This window comes from Micromonospora sp. NPDC047187, from assembly GCF_040643355.1.
Lineage (GTDB): Bacteria > Actinomycetota > Actinomycetes > Mycobacteriales > Micromonosporaceae > Micromonospora > Micromonospora salmantinae.
The window spans coordinates 303,184-318,012 of record NZ_JBEYUF010000002.1 but is presented as its reverse complement, the minus strand read 5'-3'; the positions used below and the strand labels follow the sequence as shown (position 1 = coordinate 318,012).

General features: G+C 71.9%; 16 protein-coding genes. 6 read left to right on the top strand and 10 right to left on the bottom strand.

Going from position 1 to position 14,829, the window contains the following annotated elements; genetic code table 11:
- Positions 1 to 215 precede the first annotated feature (215 nt).
- The gene (locus ABZ794_RS05995; RefSeq protein ID WP_357514465.1) at positions 216 to 983 is read left to right on the top strand and encodes a helix-turn-helix domain-containing protein; all 768 of its coding nucleotides are present in this window, start codon (positions 216 to 218) and stop codon (positions 981 to 983) included.
- Here ABZ794_RS05995 and ABZ794_RS05990 read toward each other — a convergent pair.
- The 5 genes from ABZ794_RS05990 to ABZ794_RS05970 form a co-directional block, all read right to left on the bottom strand.
- A complete protein-coding gene (locus ABZ794_RS05990; protein ID WP_210782804.1) occupies positions 953 to 1,111 on the bottom strand; it encodes a hypothetical protein in 159 nt (52 codons plus the stop codon). The two genes, ABZ794_RS05995 and ABZ794_RS05990, sit on opposite strands and share 31 nt — an antisense overlap.
- A gap of 13 nt (positions 1,112 to 1,124) precedes the next feature.
- On the bottom strand, positions 1,125 to 1,634 hold the full coding sequence (locus tag ABZ794_RS05985; RefSeq protein WP_357514462.1) for a hypothetical protein: 510 nt from the start codon (positions 1,632 to 1,634) through the stop codon (positions 1,125 to 1,127).
- A 96-nt stretch (positions 1,635 to 1,730) separates the two neighbouring features.
- Positions 1,731 to 3,014: an MFS transporter gene (locus ABZ794_RS05980; RefSeq protein WP_203120305.1), complete on the bottom strand. Its 1,284-nt coding sequence runs from the start codon at positions 3,012 to 3,014 to the stop codon at positions 1,731 to 1,733.
- Between the two features lie 72 nt (positions 3,015 to 3,086).
- Positions 3,087 to 3,536, bottom strand: a complete 450-nt coding sequence (locus ABZ794_RS05975) for a MarR family transcriptional regulator (RefSeq protein WP_210782802.1) — start codon at positions 3,534 to 3,536, stop codon at positions 3,087 to 3,089.
- Between the two features lie 112 nt (positions 3,537 to 3,648).
- Positions 3,649 to 5,127 (bottom strand): NCS2 family permease, encoded by a 1,479-nt coding sequence (locus ABZ794_RS05970; RefSeq protein WP_238690701.1) that lies wholly within the window; start codon positions 5,125 to 5,127, stop codon positions 3,649 to 3,651.
- An 87-nt stretch (positions 5,128 to 5,214) separates the two neighbouring features.
- Between ABZ794_RS05970 and ABZ794_RS05965 the strand changes: the two genes are divergently transcribed.
- Positions 5,215 to 5,460, top strand: a complete 246-nt coding sequence (locus ABZ794_RS05965) for a DUF2530 domain-containing protein (RefSeq protein WP_210782798.1) — start codon at positions 5,215 to 5,217, stop codon at positions 5,458 to 5,460.
- Positions 5,461 to 5,496: 36 nt separating this feature from the next.
- Here ABZ794_RS05965 and ABZ794_RS05960 read toward each other — a convergent pair whose 3' ends face one another.
- The gene (locus tag ABZ794_RS05960) at positions 5,497 to 6,336 is read right to left on the bottom strand and encodes a DUF3027 domain-containing protein (protein ID WP_238690700.1); all 840 of its coding nucleotides are present in this window, start codon (positions 6,334 to 6,336) and stop codon (positions 5,497 to 5,499) included.
- Positions 6,337 to 6,424: 88 nt separating this feature from the next.
- On the opposite strand from ABZ794_RS05960, the gene ABZ794_RS05955 reads away from it, so the two are divergent.
- A complete protein-coding gene (locus ABZ794_RS05955) occupies positions 6,425 to 8,026 on the top strand; it encodes an MFS transporter (protein ID WP_210782796.1) in 1,602 nt (533 codons plus the stop codon).
- Positions 8,023 to 8,673, top strand: coding sequence for a futalosine hydrolase (locus tag ABZ794_RS05950; RefSeq protein ID WP_357514458.1), 651 nt, complete (start codon positions 8,023 to 8,025; stop codon positions 8,671 to 8,673). Before ABZ794_RS05955 ends, ABZ794_RS05950 begins: the two co-directional genes overlap by 4 nt.
- 76 nt (positions 8,674 to 8,749) lie before the next feature.
- Here ABZ794_RS05950 and ABZ794_RS05945 read toward each other — a convergent pair whose 3' ends face one another.
- The gene (locus tag ABZ794_RS05945) at positions 8,750 to 9,619 is read right to left on the bottom strand and encodes a helix-turn-helix transcriptional regulator (protein WP_238690698.1); all 870 of its coding nucleotides are present in this window, start codon (positions 9,617 to 9,619) and stop codon (positions 8,750 to 8,752) included.
- A 485-nt stretch (positions 9,620 to 10,104) separates the two neighbouring features.
- Between ABZ794_RS05945 and ABZ794_RS05940 the strand changes: the two genes are divergently transcribed.
- Positions 10,105 to 10,953: a 1,4-dihydroxy-6-naphthoate synthase gene (locus ABZ794_RS05940; RefSeq protein WP_357514456.1), complete on the top strand. Its 849-nt coding sequence runs from the start codon at positions 10,105 to 10,107 to the stop codon at positions 10,951 to 10,953.
- On the opposite strand, the gene ABZ794_RS05935 is transcribed toward ABZ794_RS05940, so the two are convergent.
- Complete coding sequence (locus tag ABZ794_RS05935) at positions 10,914 to 11,300, bottom strand: cold shock domain-containing protein (RefSeq protein WP_124816498.1); 387 nt, start codon at positions 11,298 to 11,300, stop codon at positions 10,914 to 10,916. The two genes, ABZ794_RS05940 and ABZ794_RS05935, sit on opposite strands and share 40 nt — an antisense overlap.
- Positions 11,301 to 11,327: 27 nt before the next feature.
- Positions 11,328 to 11,951 carry an HAD hydrolase-like protein gene (locus ABZ794_RS05930; RefSeq protein ID WP_210782791.1) on the bottom strand — a complete coding sequence of 208 codons (624 nt, stop codon included), beginning with the start codon at positions 11,949 to 11,951 and terminating at the stop codon, positions 11,328 to 11,330.
- Positions 11,952 to 12,034: 83 nt separating this feature from the next.
- On the opposite strand from ABZ794_RS05930, the gene ABZ794_RS05925 reads away from it, so the two are divergent.
- On the top strand, positions 12,035 to 14,518 hold the full coding sequence (locus ABZ794_RS05925; protein WP_357514453.1) for a helicase-associated domain-containing protein: 2,484 nt from the start codon (positions 12,035 to 12,037) through the stop codon (positions 14,516 to 14,518).
- Positions 14,519 to 14,548: 30 nt separating this feature from the next.
- Here ABZ794_RS05925 and ABZ794_RS05920 read toward each other — a convergent pair whose 3' ends face one another.
- Positions 14,549 to 14,785: a hypothetical protein gene (locus tag ABZ794_RS05920; protein ID WP_091395293.1), complete on the bottom strand. Its 237-nt coding sequence runs from the start codon at positions 14,783 to 14,785 to the stop codon at positions 14,549 to 14,551.
- Between the last annotated feature and the right edge of the window lie 44 nt (positions 14,786 to 14,829).

The following is a 14,829-nucleotide window of genomic DNA, read 5'->3' as shown; positions in this document are numbered from 1 at the left end:
GTTTCTTATGTGGGAAACGCTACGTTGCTTTCCGATTTTTGCAACACCCTTGTTGCATCGAACCAGTGTTTTAGCTGCTCAGCTATGCGAACTTGTTGCAACGGGCCTGAATCTAATGCAACGCCATGCCCGTCGTCGTTGCATTGGTGTGTGGGTTAACGCTATGGTGACGGGGTCGAGGGCCGCCGCCCTGCGCACCACGAGGGGAGATCGCGATGCCGGGAGGCAGGCTCAGCCAGCAGGAACGCCAGCAGATCGCGCTGGGGCTGGCCGACAGCCTCCCCTACGCCGAGATCGCCCGACGCCTCGACCGTCCCACCTCGACTGTCACGCGCGAGGTGACGCGCAACGGCGGCCCCACCGGCTACCGCGCCGATCTGGCCCACCATGCGACCGAGCGTCGCGCCCACCGGCGCAAGCCCGCCCCCTCCGGTGGGGCCGAGGCGGCCCGCCGACCAGACGGACGCGACGCCCAGGCCGTGGTCGACTACGAGGAGGCGTTCACCACAGTCCTCATGGCCTCCGGTCTGAACAAGATGGCGGCCCGAGTGCTGACCAACCTGTTCCTCACCGACTCGGGCAGTCTCACCGCGTCCGAGCTCGCCCAGCGCCTCCAGGTCAGCCCGGCGTCGATCTCCAAGGCGATCACCTTCCTGGAGAGCCAGAGCCTCGTCCGTCGCGAACGCGACGAACGCCGCCGCGACCGCTACGTCGTCGACGACGAACTCTTCTACCAGGCGACGATCGCCAGCGCTCGGGCCAACGACCATCTCGTCGCGCTCGCACGCCAGGGTGTCGCCCTCCTCGGCGCGCACACCCCGGCCGCCGCCCGACTGGAGAACATCGCCCGCTTCCTCGACTTCATCAGCGAGAGCATCACCCGCGCCGCCGAACAGGCCCGCGAGGTTCTCCGCAGCAGGCCTTCCACAGCGACCAGCGACGTGCCGCCGGGTCACAGCGACCAGGCGGCGATCCGTTCGTAGCGCGGTCGGCCGCCGAGGTTGCTGCGCACCAGCAGCAGCTCCGACGCCGCGACGCGCAGACGGGCGACCTGCGCGCCGAGGTGATTGAGCGCCTCGGCGGACGGGCGGGCCGAGACGAAGAGTCGCACAGCGTGCGGTCGTTCAGCGGTGCCGCTGCCGAAGCCCCGCCCGGGCCGCCGGCAGGGCCAGCCCGGCGGCGTGCAGCACGCCCTCCACCCGGACCCGCTCGATCTCCTGATCGACGCCGTCCAGCTCGGCGAGGTGTTCGGCGATGCCGAGGGCGCGGCAGGCGAGGCGAAGCCGGTCGTCGTACGCCTGGAGCAGCGCGCTGTGCCAGACCATCGAGCGACCGCTGCCGCCGACCCGCTGACCGCCAAGACGGCGCAGGTCGGCGGCGAGCTGCTCCAGCGGCCGGCGGTCAGCACTGTCGAACTCACTGAGGTCGATGTCCCGGGTCAGCGCGTCGGCCTCGATGGCACGGTCGAGACGGGCGATCGTGCGTTTCTCCCGGCGGCGGTCACGCCACTCCGACCAGCCGCAGACCACCCGGTCGAGAACTTCGTCGTAGCAGAAGAGCAGGGCGAACGCCGCCGGCAGAGTGGCCACGGCGAGGAACGCCAGGGCCAGCATCAGCGCGCGTCCGACTCCCACGTATCGACGCTAAGCCCCACCGTGCCACCCCGCCACCGGTTTCGCCGCATCCGCGCGATCCGCGCAACCGGACGCGGCCGGCGCCGGTGGTAAACCTCAGCAGTCGGTGGAGGTGACGTAGAAACGGGGCATCGGCAGCACCCGGAACCGCAGCCGGGCACCGGAGTGGCGGAGCTGCCAGGTGAGGGCGATCACCGCGGCGGCCAGCGAGATGAGCCCACCCATCCAGATGCTGGCACCGGCACCGTAGTGCTCCGCGACCCAGCCGATCAGCGGCGCGCCGACCGGGTTGGTGCCCAGGAACACCAGCACCCACAGGGCCATCACCCGTCCCCGGAAGGCCGCGTCGACGCCCATCTGGATCCGCTGGTTGGCGGCCTGGGCGAAGAAGACCATGCAGAAGCCGGTCGGCACCAGCAGCGCCACGACCAGCCAGTACGCCGTGGAGAGACCGACCAGGGTGCCGAAGCTGGCGCAGGCGATCGCCGCGCCGAGCACCAGCCACACCGATGGGCGGCTACGGCGACCGGTGCCGCTGAGCGCGCCGCCGAGCGCGCCGACGGCCAGTGCCGTGCTGAACAGGCCGAAGGAGGCGGCGCCGGTGTGGAAGACCGTCTTCGCCAACGCGGCCAGGGTGAGCTGGAAGTTGAACAGCGACATGCCGATCACCGACATGATCGCCATCGGCAGCAGCAGGTCGGGGCGGCGCCACACGTACCGCAGCCCGTCGACGACCCGGGCGGACGCCCGCTCGTCGCGGGGCAGCAGGGCGTCGCGGTGCAGGTCGGTCGTCCGCATCCGGACCACGTTGACCAGGGGCGCGACCGAGCTGAGGGCGGTGAAGAGGAAGACCGGGCCGACGTCGAACGCGGCGATGGCCAGGCCGGCCACTGCCGGGCCGACGATCCGGGCGGAGTTGAACACGGCGGCGTTGAGCGACAGCGCGTTGGGCAGCAGCGGCGTGCCGACCAGTTCGGAGACGAACGCCTGCCGGACCGGGGTCTCCACCGCGTTGGCCGTGCCGAGCAGCGCGGCGAAGGCGAAGACGTGCCAGAGCTGCACCAGGTCGGTGAGGACCAGCACCGCCATGCCGAGCGCCAGCAGGCTCCAGAAGGCGTTGGCGGCGAAGAGCAGCACCCGCTTGTCGTACCGGTCGGCGAGCCGGCCGGAGAGCAGGGTGAGCAGGAGCACCGGGGTGAACTGGCAGGCGGTGACCACGCCGAGCGCTGTCGCCGAGTTGTTGGAGAGCTCGAGGACGAGCCAGTCCTGGGCGATGAACATCATCCAGACGCCGATCAACTTGATCAACTGCCCGGATGCGAAGAGGCGGTAGTTGCGGACCTGTAGGGACTGGAACATCGTGCTCAGCTTCGCCTGCACTCTTGGTGCGCCTCCTCCGGACGTACGCGTCATCGACAGGTGACGGCACGGACCCGGTGGCGCGGGTGCGGCTCAGGCGCGAGCGAGCTGCTGAAGAATCTCGGCGGCCCTCTGCAGGGTCTCCCGTTCGTCCTCGTCGAGTGCGGCCAGCCGGTGGGACAGCCACTCGTCGCGGGCCCGCTCGAACTGGTCGAGCACGGCCTGCCCTCCTTCGGTCGCCGCAAGGATGACCTGCCGCCCGTCGGTCGGATGGGGTGTCCGCCGCACGAGGCCGCGGTCCTCCAACTTTCCGACGATCTTGGTCATCGTCGGCGGCTGCACCCGCTCAACGTCGGCCAGCTCCCGGGGTGTCATCGCGCCCGCCAGCCGCAGGCTGGTGAGCGCGGAGACCTGGGTGACCGTGAGGTCGCCGACCGGTCGGGCCTGTCGGACCCGCCGGTTGAGTCGGGTGATCGCATCACGCAGCTGGGGAGCCAGCTGCGCCGGTGGCACGCGTTCCGCCGTCACCGTCCGCTCCGTCACAGTAGTTAGCTTAACTAATGAGCAGGGCTAACGACATCCGTTATGACCAGGCTCACGAGGGGATTCAGATGGTACGGGCGGGGAATCCCGATCGACTCCCCGCCCGGACGGCTCAGAGCACCAGGGACTCGATCGGCCCACGCAGGAAGTACAGCACGAAGAGCGCGGCCACCCCGTACAGCAACGGGTGGATCTCCCGGGCCTTGCCCCGCGCCAGCTTGACCACCACGAAGGTGATCAGGCCAGCGCCGATCCCGTTGGAGATCGAGTAGGTGAACGGCATCAGCACGATGGTGAGGAACGCCGGAATGGCGATCTCGTAGTCGGACCAGTCGATGGTCCGCACCGCTGTCATCATCAGGAACCCGACCACCACCAGAGCCGTCGACGCCGCCTCGAACGGCACGATCACGACCAGCGGCGCCAGGAACATCGCGAGCAGGAAGAGCGCGCCGGTGACCAGGTTGGCCACGCCGGTCCGCGCACCCTCCGCGACACCTGCCGCGCTCTCGATGTACGACGTGTTGCTGGAGGTACTGGCCGCACCGCCGGCCGCCGCCGCGATCGAGTCGACCAGCAGGATCTCCTTGGCCTTCGGCGGGGTGCCCTGCTCGTCGAGCAGGCCGCCCTCCTGGCCGACCGCGACCATCGTGCCCATGGTGTCGAAGAAGTCCGTGATCAACAGCGTGAAGATGAACATCAGCACGACCAGCCAACCGGCCCGGCCCCACGAGTCCAGCACGTTGAACTTGCCGAGCAGCGACAGGTCCGGCAGGTCGACCACCGACTTCGGCAGCTCCGGCACGTTCAGCGACCAGCCCTTGGGGTTCGGCTGACCGTTGACGAACGACGGGCCGATGTTGCCGACCGCCTCCACGATCACCGCCAGCACCGTCGAGGCGAGGATGCCGATCAGGATCGCGCCCTTCACCCGACGGACCACCAGCACCAGCGTGATCAGCAGGCCCACCACGAAGACCAGCATCGGCCAGCTCACCAGCTTGCCGCCGATGCCCAGGCCGACCGGAACTGTGGTGTTGGCATCATCCGGGATGCGCCGGACGAAGCCGGCGTCCACCAGGCCGATGATGGTCAGGAACAGACCGATGCCGACCCCGATCGCGCTCTTCATCTGGGTCGGCACCGAGCGGAACACAGCGGTCCGCAAACCGGTCAGCACCAGCACCGTGATGATCAGACCCTCGATCACCACCAGACCCATCGCGTCTGCCCAGGTCATCTCGGGTGCGATCTCGTACGCCACCAGGGCGTTGACACCCAGACCGGCGGCGAGCGCCAGCGGGAACCGGCCGACCACACCCATCAGGATGGTCATCAGGCCGGCGACCAACGCGGTCGCGGCGGCCAGCGCCGGAATCGGAAGGCTCTTGCCGTCACCGTCGACGGCGCCGCCCAGGATCAGCGGGTTGAGCACCACGATGTACGCCATCGTGAAGAAGGTCGCCAGGCCACCGCGTACCTCACGGCTCAACGTCGAGCCACGGGCGGAGATCTCGAAGAACCGGTCGAAACCGTTACGCGGATGAGCGGGGTTGGAAGGTGTGCCGTTCTCGGGCGGCGCTACGGCCATCAGGTCCTCGCAGGTGATCTTCCAGTGTCGCGCGCATCGTCCCAGATCGTCGGTGGGCAGGGGAAGTAGATCCCGTACGCTTGCCGAATGCCGAACGAGCAGCCACCGCGGCCCGCACCACTCGATCCGCCGATGGTGCCGTTCGCCCTCGCCGGGTTGATCGCGTGGGCGGTGGCCGGGCTGGTCCTGCTGATCTTCTTCCGGGGCTGGCTGACCGACAACGGTCATCAGAACTGGCTCTGGACCTGCCTCGCCGGTTTCCTGTGGGGCTTCCCGGGCCTCGCCGTGATGTTGCGGCACGACGCCAACCGACGCCGCCGCCGCGCGAGGTGAGCTGGCCACCGCACCGGAGCACTGCGGCGCGGACGATCAGGAGTGCCCGTACGGCTCCGCCGGCTCAGCGGCCTCCACCGAGCCCGGAGCCCGGCTGACCGACATGGCCTCCACCGCGCTGTCGTCGTACACCGTGGGAAGTTCGTCGACAGCGGTCTCGGCCGCCTCGATCAACGTCTCGGAGTGGGCGCCGCAACCGTGGTCGGCGCTCACCACCCGGCCGTCGTCGGGGGCGTAGAAGTTGCCACAGGCCCCGAATGCCTGCCGCATCGCACCTGCCAACGGCAGGTAGAAGCCGCAGGTGCCGCAGCGGGCGGCGGCCGGAGCGGCGGACGAGATGGCCGCGGCGGGGCCGTGGTCACCTTCGTACCAGCGCTGCGCCGTTTCGATGCGGCCCTCCCGGGAGAGCACGCGGGCGCGCCCGAGGCCCAACTCCCATGCCGTCTCCTCGACCGCCGGGTCGTCGGAGAGCAGGTAACCGGGGACCAGTCGATCGTCGTCGGGCGAGGTCGGGAGCAGGTCACCCGGCCCCAGGTCGCCCGGCTTGAGCCGCTCCTGCCAGGGCAACCAGCCGGGCGCGAGCAGCGCGTCCGGGCCGGGCAGCAACACCGTCTCGCAGATGGTCACCGTCTTGCTGCGCGGCACCCGCGTGACGGTGACCGCCCAGCGCCAGCCGTTGTAGCCGGCGAGGCGACATTCGAAGTAGTGGGTGACCAGCCGATCACCCTCGGCGACGACCTGCAGGTGGTCGCCGACATCGTCGGCGTCCACCTCGGTAATGCCGGCGCGGGCCACCTCGACGGCGGCGGCGCAGACCTGGTCGAGACGGGCGGCACGGGTGGAGGCGGGCCTGGTCACCCGACCATTGTTCCCCATGCGCCCCGCAGGGGTGACAGGGACTCCCGGGGAACCTTTCCCAGCGGTGGTGCGGCGTACCCGGATCAGATGGGCGAGGATGGTGCACATGCCGTCGTACTCCCGCTCCGGGCGTTCCGTCCTCGGGCGGACCGTCGGCACCGGCATTCGCGCCATCCGTCTGCTGTTGCGCGGTTCGGTGGGCAGCGGCCGCTGGGTGACCCGCCGGGCCGGTCGGGCCCGCGCCCGGGGTGCCGGCGGCGAGGTCGGCATGGTTCGCCTGTTCGACCTGCACGCGCTCTCCTGCGCCGGTGACACCCTGATCGCCATCGGTCTGGCCGGCACGATCTTCTTCAACGTGCCGCTCGGCGAGGCCCGCAGCAAGGTCGCGCTCTACCTGCTGGTGACCATGGTGCCGTTCGCGATGCTCGCCCCGGTGGTGGGCCCGCTGCTGGATCACTTCCGGCACGGCAGGCGGTACGCCCTGGCCGCGACGATGCTCGGCCGCGCCTTCCTGGCCTGGTTGATCTCCGACTACATCCACGGCTTCGGGCTCTACCCGGCCGCGTTCGGGGTGCTCGCGCTCTCCCGGGCGTACGGCGTGGCCCGCTCCGCGGCGGTGCCCCGGTTGCTGCCGGAGGGCCTCGGCCTGTCCCAGGTGGGTGCCCGGGCCAGCGTCTACGGCACTGTCGCGGGCGCGCTGGTGGCGCCGATCGGGTTGGCCGCGTTCTGGTTCGGGCCGCAGTGGCCGCTCCGGGTCGCATCGTTGATCTTCCTGGTCGGCATGGTGATCTCGCTGCGGCTGCCGCCGAAGGCCGACTCGGAGCCACCCGAGCGGGTTCCCCGGCCACTGCGCGCGCTGGGCCGCCGCCGTGGCGACCGGCCGCTGGGTCGGGGCCGACCGTCCGGCCGACTGGTGATCGCCACCCTGATCGGCGCGGCGACGCTACGCGCGCTCTACGGCTTCCTGCTGCTCTTCCTCGCCTTCGCGATCAAGAAGGGCGACCTGACCACGGTGGTGTTCGGCCGGGATCTGGGCGCCGAGTGGGCGTTGGGCGTGGTCGGCGGCGCGCTCGCGGTCGGCACCTTCCTGGCCACCGCCATCGGCACCAGACTGCGCATCCACCGGCCGACCGCCATCCAGTCCAGCAGCATGATCATCGTGGCCGGGGTGGCGGTGCTCGCCGTCATCCAGTTCTCGCTGCTGATGGTCGCCCTGCTCTGCCTGGTCGCCGCCATGGCCAGCGGAATAGCGAAGCTGGCCGTGGACGCCTCGATCCAGGAGCGCATCCCGGAACGGTTGCGGGCCAGCTCCTTCGCCCACTCCGAGACGGTGCTGATGCTCGCCTTCGTCGCCGGCGGCGGGCTCGGGCTGGTGCCGTTCGATGGCCGGATGGGCATCGCCGTGGCCGCCGGGGTCGGCGTACTGGCCGCGATCCGGGGTGTGCTGGCCGCCGCCCGGCTGCGCGGCGAGAAGCTGGCCGGCCGACCGCTCGGTGACGACGAGCTGACCGAGGACGAGCAGGCGGACGAGCCAGGCGACCCCACACCAACCTCGCCGGCGCCGGCCCAAAACAGCTCACCGCAGTACGACGACCCGAGCCTCGCCCCGCCGGGCTACCACATCTACCGCCCGTCGTCGGCCGTCGGCGGCCCGGGTGGCGGGGCCGACGACGAAACCCGCCGCGAGTCCCCCGGCTCACTCTCGTGACCGGTCTGCTGGTGGTGACGGCGGTTCCCGCCGAGGCGGACGCGGTCCGCGCCGGGCTGACCGACCACACCGTGACCGTCACCCCGATCGGTGTGGGTCCGGCCGTCGCCGGTGCCGCCACCGCCCGGCTGCTGGCGCTGGCCGAGGCCGCCGGCCGCCCGTACCGTGCGGTGGTCAGCGCCGGCGTGGCCGGCGGCTTCACCGGGCGGGCCGAGGTCGGCGACACGGTGCTCGGCACCGCCAGCATCGCCGCCGACCTGGGCGCCGAGTCGCCCGACGGCTTCATCCCGGTCGACGAGCTGGGCATGCCGCCCGCGCTGCTCGGTGCGGGCAGCAGGGTGCCGGCGGACCAGGGCCTGCTGGCGGCACTGCGAGCCGCCCTCCCGACGGCCACGGCCGGCCCGGTGCTCACGGTCAGCACCGTCACCGGCACCACGGCCAGCGCCGACGAGCTGCGCCGGAGGCATCCGGAAGCGGTCGCCGAAGCCATGGAGGGGTACGGCGTGGCGGTCGCCGCGGCGCAGGCCGGGGTGCCCTTCGCCGAACTGCGCACCATCTCCAACCCGATCGGCCCCCGCGACCGGGACGCCTGGCGGCTGCGCGAAGCCCTGGCCGCCCTGACCGCAGCAGCCCCAGCACTGCGCTGAGCTGGCATTGCGCTGAGCCCGCGCTGCGCTGACCCGGCGCTGCGCTCAACCTGCATTGCGCTGACCCGGGCGACGCTCAGGAGAAGGAGCGTTTACCCGGGTGGCCCAGGCGCAGTGCGGCCGGGCGGCGTGCCTCGAACTCGAAGCCGCACGCCAGCAGCAGGTCGGTGCCGGATCCCTCGGCGATGGCGGCCGCGTCGTCGATGCCCGCCTCGCGCATCCCGGTCACCAGCGCGGTGACCAGCCGTCGCCCGAGCCCCAACCGCCGGTACCGGGCGTCGACAAGCACGCCGTCGAGCACCATCTCCCGCTCCGGCAGGTGCGGATGCCACTCCCCGTACTCCAGGAATGGGCTCCGCTCATGGGCCCGCAGCTCACCAACCAGCTTGCCGTCGGGAAGCTCGGCGACGTATCGCCAGCAGGTGGCCGGCAGGTCGCTACTGATCACCCGACGCACCCGCGCAGTCCGCCGGACCTCGGCAGCCCACCGCCGATTGTCGCGATAGCGCCGGTTCAGCTCGTACGCGGCCGGTGGCAGCGGGAGCGGATACCGCTCGGGCGGCAACCGGTACCACTCCGCCCACCAGGCACCGGGCCAGTCCCGCGGCTCGTGCACCGGCCAGACGTCCAGGTGAGCCGGGTATCGGCGGCCCGCCTCGTCGCGCATGTCGTCGTGCGGAACCGGTGTGGGTGCGGTGACGCCGGAGATGGCTGGTGGGACGCCAACGGCCAACGTCCCACCGGCGGCCTGGACGAGACGTTCCACTGTCCGGAATCGGGGATCGAGCGCCCGCCCCGACTCGATCCGGGCAAGCGTCGGCTGTGGCACCCCGGATTTCTCGGCCAACTGCCGCTGACTCAGATCGGCCCGCCGACGCAGCGCGCGGAGCGCCCGCCCGAGATCGGCTCCGCCAGCCTCGTCGGTGTGGTCACTCACCTCGGTCACGGACCGATGTTCCCGGCTGGTCGGTGTGCTATCAACACCCTGCGCCGGGCTGTGGATAACGCTGTGGACAACCTCGCCCACCGGTGGATGACCTACTCCCTCGACCCCTTTGGAGCTGAATCGTTTGCGGCATCACGCCCCGGCCCCGGGCCTGGGCCCCGGCCCCGGGTCTGGGCCCCGGGCCTGGGTCTGGGTCTGGGTCTGGGCTCCTGGCCTGCGCGCACCCCCCTTGGCCTCAGGCTCCAAACCACGGTCACCGACTCCGGGCGATTCGTTTACGACATCAGCTCCAAAGGGAGACCGGGGTGGGTGGTCGACCCCGCTGGGCCGGTCGTTTCCCCGCGGCTGTTCCGCCCGGCGGCGTCCGCCGCAGCTCATACCGCCGCCTCGTCCCGCCGCAGATCACAGCTCCGCGTCACGGTCGCGGATCACAGTCGTGGGGTGGGGCGCGGACCGCTGGCGGAGGGCGGGGCTACCGTGAGGGTGTGGCGCTCTCCCTGGCGATCTCGCCCTGCCCCAACGACACGTTCGTCTTCCACGCGCTGGTGCACGGGCGGGTGCCCGGCGCGCCGCCGGTCGAGGTGACGTACGCCGACGTGGACGTCACCAACACGGCGGCCGAGCGGGGTGCGTTCGACCTGGTGAAGGTGAGCTTCGCGGCGCTGCCCTGGCTGCTCGACGACTACCACCTGCTGCCCTGCGGCGGTGCCCTGGGTCGCGGTTGCGGTCCGCTGGTGCTCACCCGGGGCGACCGTGACGGCGGGCCGGACCGTACCGACCTGACCGGCGCCACGGTGGCGGTGCCGGGTGACCGGACCACCGCGTACCTGCTGTTCCGGCTCTGGTCGGCCGGGCGGCCACCGGCCCGGATCGAGGTGGTTCCGTTCCACGAGATCATGCCGGGCGTGGCGGCTGGGCGCTACGACGCTGGGCTGGTCATCCACGAGGCCCGGTTCACCTACCACCGGCACGGCCTGAGCGCCCTTGTCGACCTCGGCGAATGGTGGGAGGGCGACACCGGCCTGCCCATCCCCCTCGGCGCGATCCTGGCCCGACGCGGTGCGGTCGACCCGGACGCCGCGGCCGGCTGGGTCCGCGAGTCGGTCCGGCAGGCGTGGGCGGACCCGGCAGCCAGCCGGGAGTACGTGCTGGCGCACGCCCAGGAGATGGAGCTCGACGTGGTCGACCGGCACATCGGCCTGTACGTCAACGAGTTCACCGCGGACCTGGGCGAGGCCGGTTTCGCCGCGGTGGCGGCACTGCTCGACCGGGCCGCCACCGCCGGCCTGGTGCCTCAGACCTCCAGCTCGCGGGCCACCGCGTGGACAAGCTGAGCGATCTTCTGCGCGGACTTCTTGTCCGGGTACCGACCCCGGCGCAGGTCCGGCTGGACCTTCGCCTCCAGCACCTTGATCATGTCTTCGACCAGGCCGTGCAGCTCCTCGGCCGGCCGACGCCGCAGCTCCGACATCGACGGCGGCGCGTCCAGCAGTTTGACCCCCATGGCCTGCGCGCCCCGGCGGCTGTCCACCACGCTGAAGTCGACCCGCTGGCCACCCTTGAGGTCGGTGACACCCGCCGGCAGCGCCCCCTTGGGCAGGAACACGTCGCCGCCCTCGTCACTCGTGACGAAGCCGTATCCCTTGGCCGTGTCGTACCACTTCACTCGACCCGTAGGCACCTGAAAACCCCTGCTTCACTTGAGCCGCTACTGCTCCAAGGCTAGCTGGATCATCCCGTCGAGCGCCGCTGGGAATTCGGTGAGCTCGTTCAGCACCACTTCCGCCCCGGCCTCGCGCAGCTCATCTGAGGAGCAAGGGCCGGTTGCCACACCGATGCCGGGCACCCCGGCCGCTGCCGCCGCCACCATGTCCGCGACGTGGTCACCGACGTAGTGGGTCGCACCGTGCTCCCGCAGAGCGGTCGCCTTCTGCTCGGCGAACAGGTCGCCGGCCAGCTCGTCGACAGTGAGACCGAGGTGGTCCAGGTGCAACCGGGCCAGCCGACCGATCTTGGACGTGACGACCAGCACCCGGCCACCCCGCGCACGGATCGCCTCGACGGCCTCCCGCGCGCCGGGCAGCAGGAGCGTCGGGGTGATCGCGTACGCCGGGTACAGCTCGCGATACACCCGCACGGCCGACTCGACCTGCTCCGGCGGGAACCAGTGCGCGATCTCGGTACGCAGCGGCGGCCCGAGCCGGGACACCGCCAACTCGGCGTCGACCGGCACACCGGTCCTCGCGGTCAGCGCCCGGTACGCCGCGGCGATGCCGGGGCGGGAGTCCACCAGGGTCATGTCGAGGTCGAATCCGACGGTCAGTGCGGGCATGTCGAGAAACGTACCGGCTACTCCCAGCCGACCGGACGTCCGAGGGGCGCGGAAGCCCGGTGCCGGGCTAGCGTGGAAAGACGATGACCACCTCACTCGCCGACCACCTGCGGTCGCTGCCCGACGAGTCACTGGCCGCGCTCCTCCAGCTGCGGCCCGACCTCGTCGTGCCCGTGCCGGCCGACGTCTCCGCCCTGGCCATCCGGGCCCAGTCCCGGGTCTCCGTGGCCCGCGCGCTGGACGGTCTGGACCAGTTCACCCTTCAGATCCTCGACGCCGCCCGCCTCACCCGGAGTCCGGACGACGCCACCACGGCCACCGACACCGTGCTCGCGATGGCGACCTCGGGGCCGCAACCGCCGGCTCCGACGGCCGTCCGGGCCGCCGTGGGCCGACTGCGTGCGCTCTTCCTGCTGTACGGCCCGGAGCACGCGCTTCAGGTGCTGCCCGCCGTCGACGAAGTCTCCCCGTACCCCGCTGGGCTCGGCCGACCGGCCGCGGAGCTGGACCCGCGCACGGCCGCGCTGTGCGCGGACCCGGCGAAGCTCCGACGGACGGTGCTCGCCGCCCCGCCCTCGGCCCGGGCGATCCTGGACCGGTTGGCGGCCGGCCCGCCGGTGGGCAGCGTGCCGCCGGGGGCGTTGCAGGCGCCGCCGCTCGGCGCGGCGGACCCGGTCCTCTCCGACCCGACCAACGGTGGCGCGCCGACCGGCTCCCCGGTGCGGTGGCTCGTCGACAACCGACTGCTGGTCCCGGCGACGACCGGCTCGTCCACGGCCAGCGGAACTGTGGAGTTGCCCCGCGAGGTCGGCCTGCTGCTGCGCCGGGACAGCGGTCCCCTCGGGCCGCTGCGTACCAGCCCACCGCCGGTGGCCGCCACGCCGCGTGAGCCGAAAGCGGTCGACTCGGCCGGAGCCGGGCAGGCCATGGAGGTGGTCCGAAACACCGAAGGGCTGCTGGAGCAGCTCGCCGACGAGCCAGCGCCGGTGCTGCGTTCGGGTGGCATCGGTGTACGGGACCTGCGCCGGTTGGCGCGTACCGCCGGGCTGGACGAACCGAGCACCGCGCTGCTGCTGGAGGTGGCCTACGCGGCAGGGCTCCTCGGTGAGCTGGAGATGCCCGGTGCGACCACCGGCCGGTACGGGGCGGATCAGCAGGTGCTGCCGACCGGCGGGTACGAGGTGTGGCGGGCCGGCTCGCTGGCCCAACGGTGGGAGCAACTCGCCCGAGCGTGGCTGACCATGACCCGGCAGGTGGGGCTGGTGGGCCGCCGTGACGAGCGGGACCGACCGATCGCCGCACTCTCCTCCGAGGCCGAGCGGGCCAGCGTGCCGGCCACTCGACGGGCGGTGCTCGGCGTACTGGCCGATCTTGAGCCGGCGACGGCACCCACCCCGGAGGAGGTGCAGGAGCTGCTGGACTGGCGGGCTCCGCGTCGCAGCCGGGGCCGGGACGCCGCCCACCGGGAGGTGCTGGCCGAGGCCGCGCAGCTGGGCGTGACGGGGCTGGGGGCGCTCACCTCGTACGGTCGGCTGCTGCTGGGGGACCTGACGTCGACCGACGAGCGGGGTGACGACCCGCTGGGCGTGCACGCCGACGTCGAGAGTGGCGACCCGTCCAGTGCCGCGCGGGCGCTGGACGCCCTGTTGCCCGCACCGGTCGACCACTTCCTGGTACAGGCCGACCTGACCGTTGTGGTGCCCGGCCCACCCGAGCCGGCGCTCGCCGTCGAGCTGGAGGCGATGACCGAGCTGGAGTCGGCCGGAGGGGCCAGCGTGCACCGGGTCACCACGGCGAGCGTGCGGCGGGCCCTGGATTCCGGCTACACGGCCGACGACCTGCACGACGTGTTCCGGCGTCGGTCACGTACCCCCGTGCCGCAGGGGCTCACCTACCTGATCGACGACGTGGCCCGTAAGCACGGCGGGCTGCGGGTCGGCCTGGCCGGGGCGTACCTGCGCAGCGACGACGAGACGCTGATCAGCGAGGTGTTGGCCGACCGCCGGCTGGAGTCGGTGGCGCTGCGCCGGCTAGCGCCCACGGTGCTGTGTACGCAGTACCAGGTTGGTCGGCTGCTGGGCGCGCTGCGCGACGCGGGGTACGCCCCGGTGCAGGAGGACGGCACCGGCAGCACGGTGCTGGCCCGGCCGCGAATCCGGCGGGCCCCGCCCCGGGTGTCGGTGACCACCCGGCCGATCGACCCGCTGGCCGCCCCGAAGCTGCCCATGCCCCGGCTGCTCGGCGTGGTGGAGCACATCCGGCGAGGCGACGCGGCGGCGCGGGCCGCCCGACGGGCGCCGGCGGTGGTGCGCGGCGGCGCGCCAGGGCTGGGCGGCGGCCCGGTGCCGGCGCACACCCACAGCGAGGCCCTGGCGGTGCTCCAGCAGGCGGTCCGGGACAAGGCGCTGGTCTGGGTGGGTTACGTCGACGCGCACGGGGCGACGGCGTCACGCCTGCTCAAGCCGGTGTCGATCGGTGCCGGCTATCTGCGGGCCGAGGACGAACGGACCGAGATGCTGCACACGTTCGCGCTGCACCGGATCACCGCGGCGGTGGTGGCGGACTGACCGACGGCGCCACCGCGCGGGCGCTGTCGGTCAGCGGCGGCTGCGGCGTACGGTGCCGACCACCGAGATGATCAGCAGCAGCGCGAAGCCGGCGCCGGCGGATTCCCCGACCGAGTCGACGAAGCCCTGCTGGAGCACCAGCCAGCCGAAGAGGAACCACCCGAGCAGGAGCGTCGCCGCGACGGCGTACGCGATCACCGTCGCTCGGGACACCTCGTCGGGTGGTGCGTGCTCGTGCTCCGCGATCACGTCACGGTCGACCGTCATGCCCAGCCTCCCCGCCCGGTCCGGCCCTGGACTCCAAGGGTGAC

Bases quoted from the DNA above. Each gene is read 5' to 3' on its own strand.
- ABZ794_RS05995 (WP_357514465.1), top strand. From the start codon at position 216: ATGCCGGGAGGCAGGCTCAGCCAGCAGGAACGCCAGCAGATCGCGCTG.
- ABZ794_RS05970 (WP_238690701.1), bottom strand. From the start codon at position 5,127: ATGGCCGTAGCGCCGCCCGAGAACGGCACACCTTCCAACCCCGCTCAT.
- ABZ794_RS05965 (WP_210782798.1), top strand. From the start codon at position 5,215: ATGCCGAACGAGCAGCCACCGCGGCCCGCACCACTCGATCCGCCGATG.
- ABZ794_RS05960 (WP_238690700.1), bottom strand. From the start codon at position 6,336: ATGGGGAACAATGGTCGGGTGACCAGGCCCGCCTCCACCCGTGCCGCC.
- ABZ794_RS05955 (WP_210782796.1), top strand. From the start codon at position 6,425: ATGCCGTCGTACTCCCGCTCCGGGCGTTCCGTCCTCGGGCGGACCGTC.
- ABZ794_RS05930 (WP_210782791.1), bottom strand. From the start codon at position 11,951: ATGCCCGCACTGACCGTCGGATTCGACCTCGACATGACCCTGGTGGAC.
- ABZ794_RS05925 (WP_357514453.1), top strand. From the start codon at position 12,035: ATGACCACCTCACTCGCCGACCACCTGCGGTCGCTGCCCGACGAGTCA.
- ABZ794_RS05920 (WP_091395293.1), bottom strand. From the start codon at position 14,785: ATGACGGTCGACCGTGACGTGATCGCGGAGCACGAGCACGCACCACCC.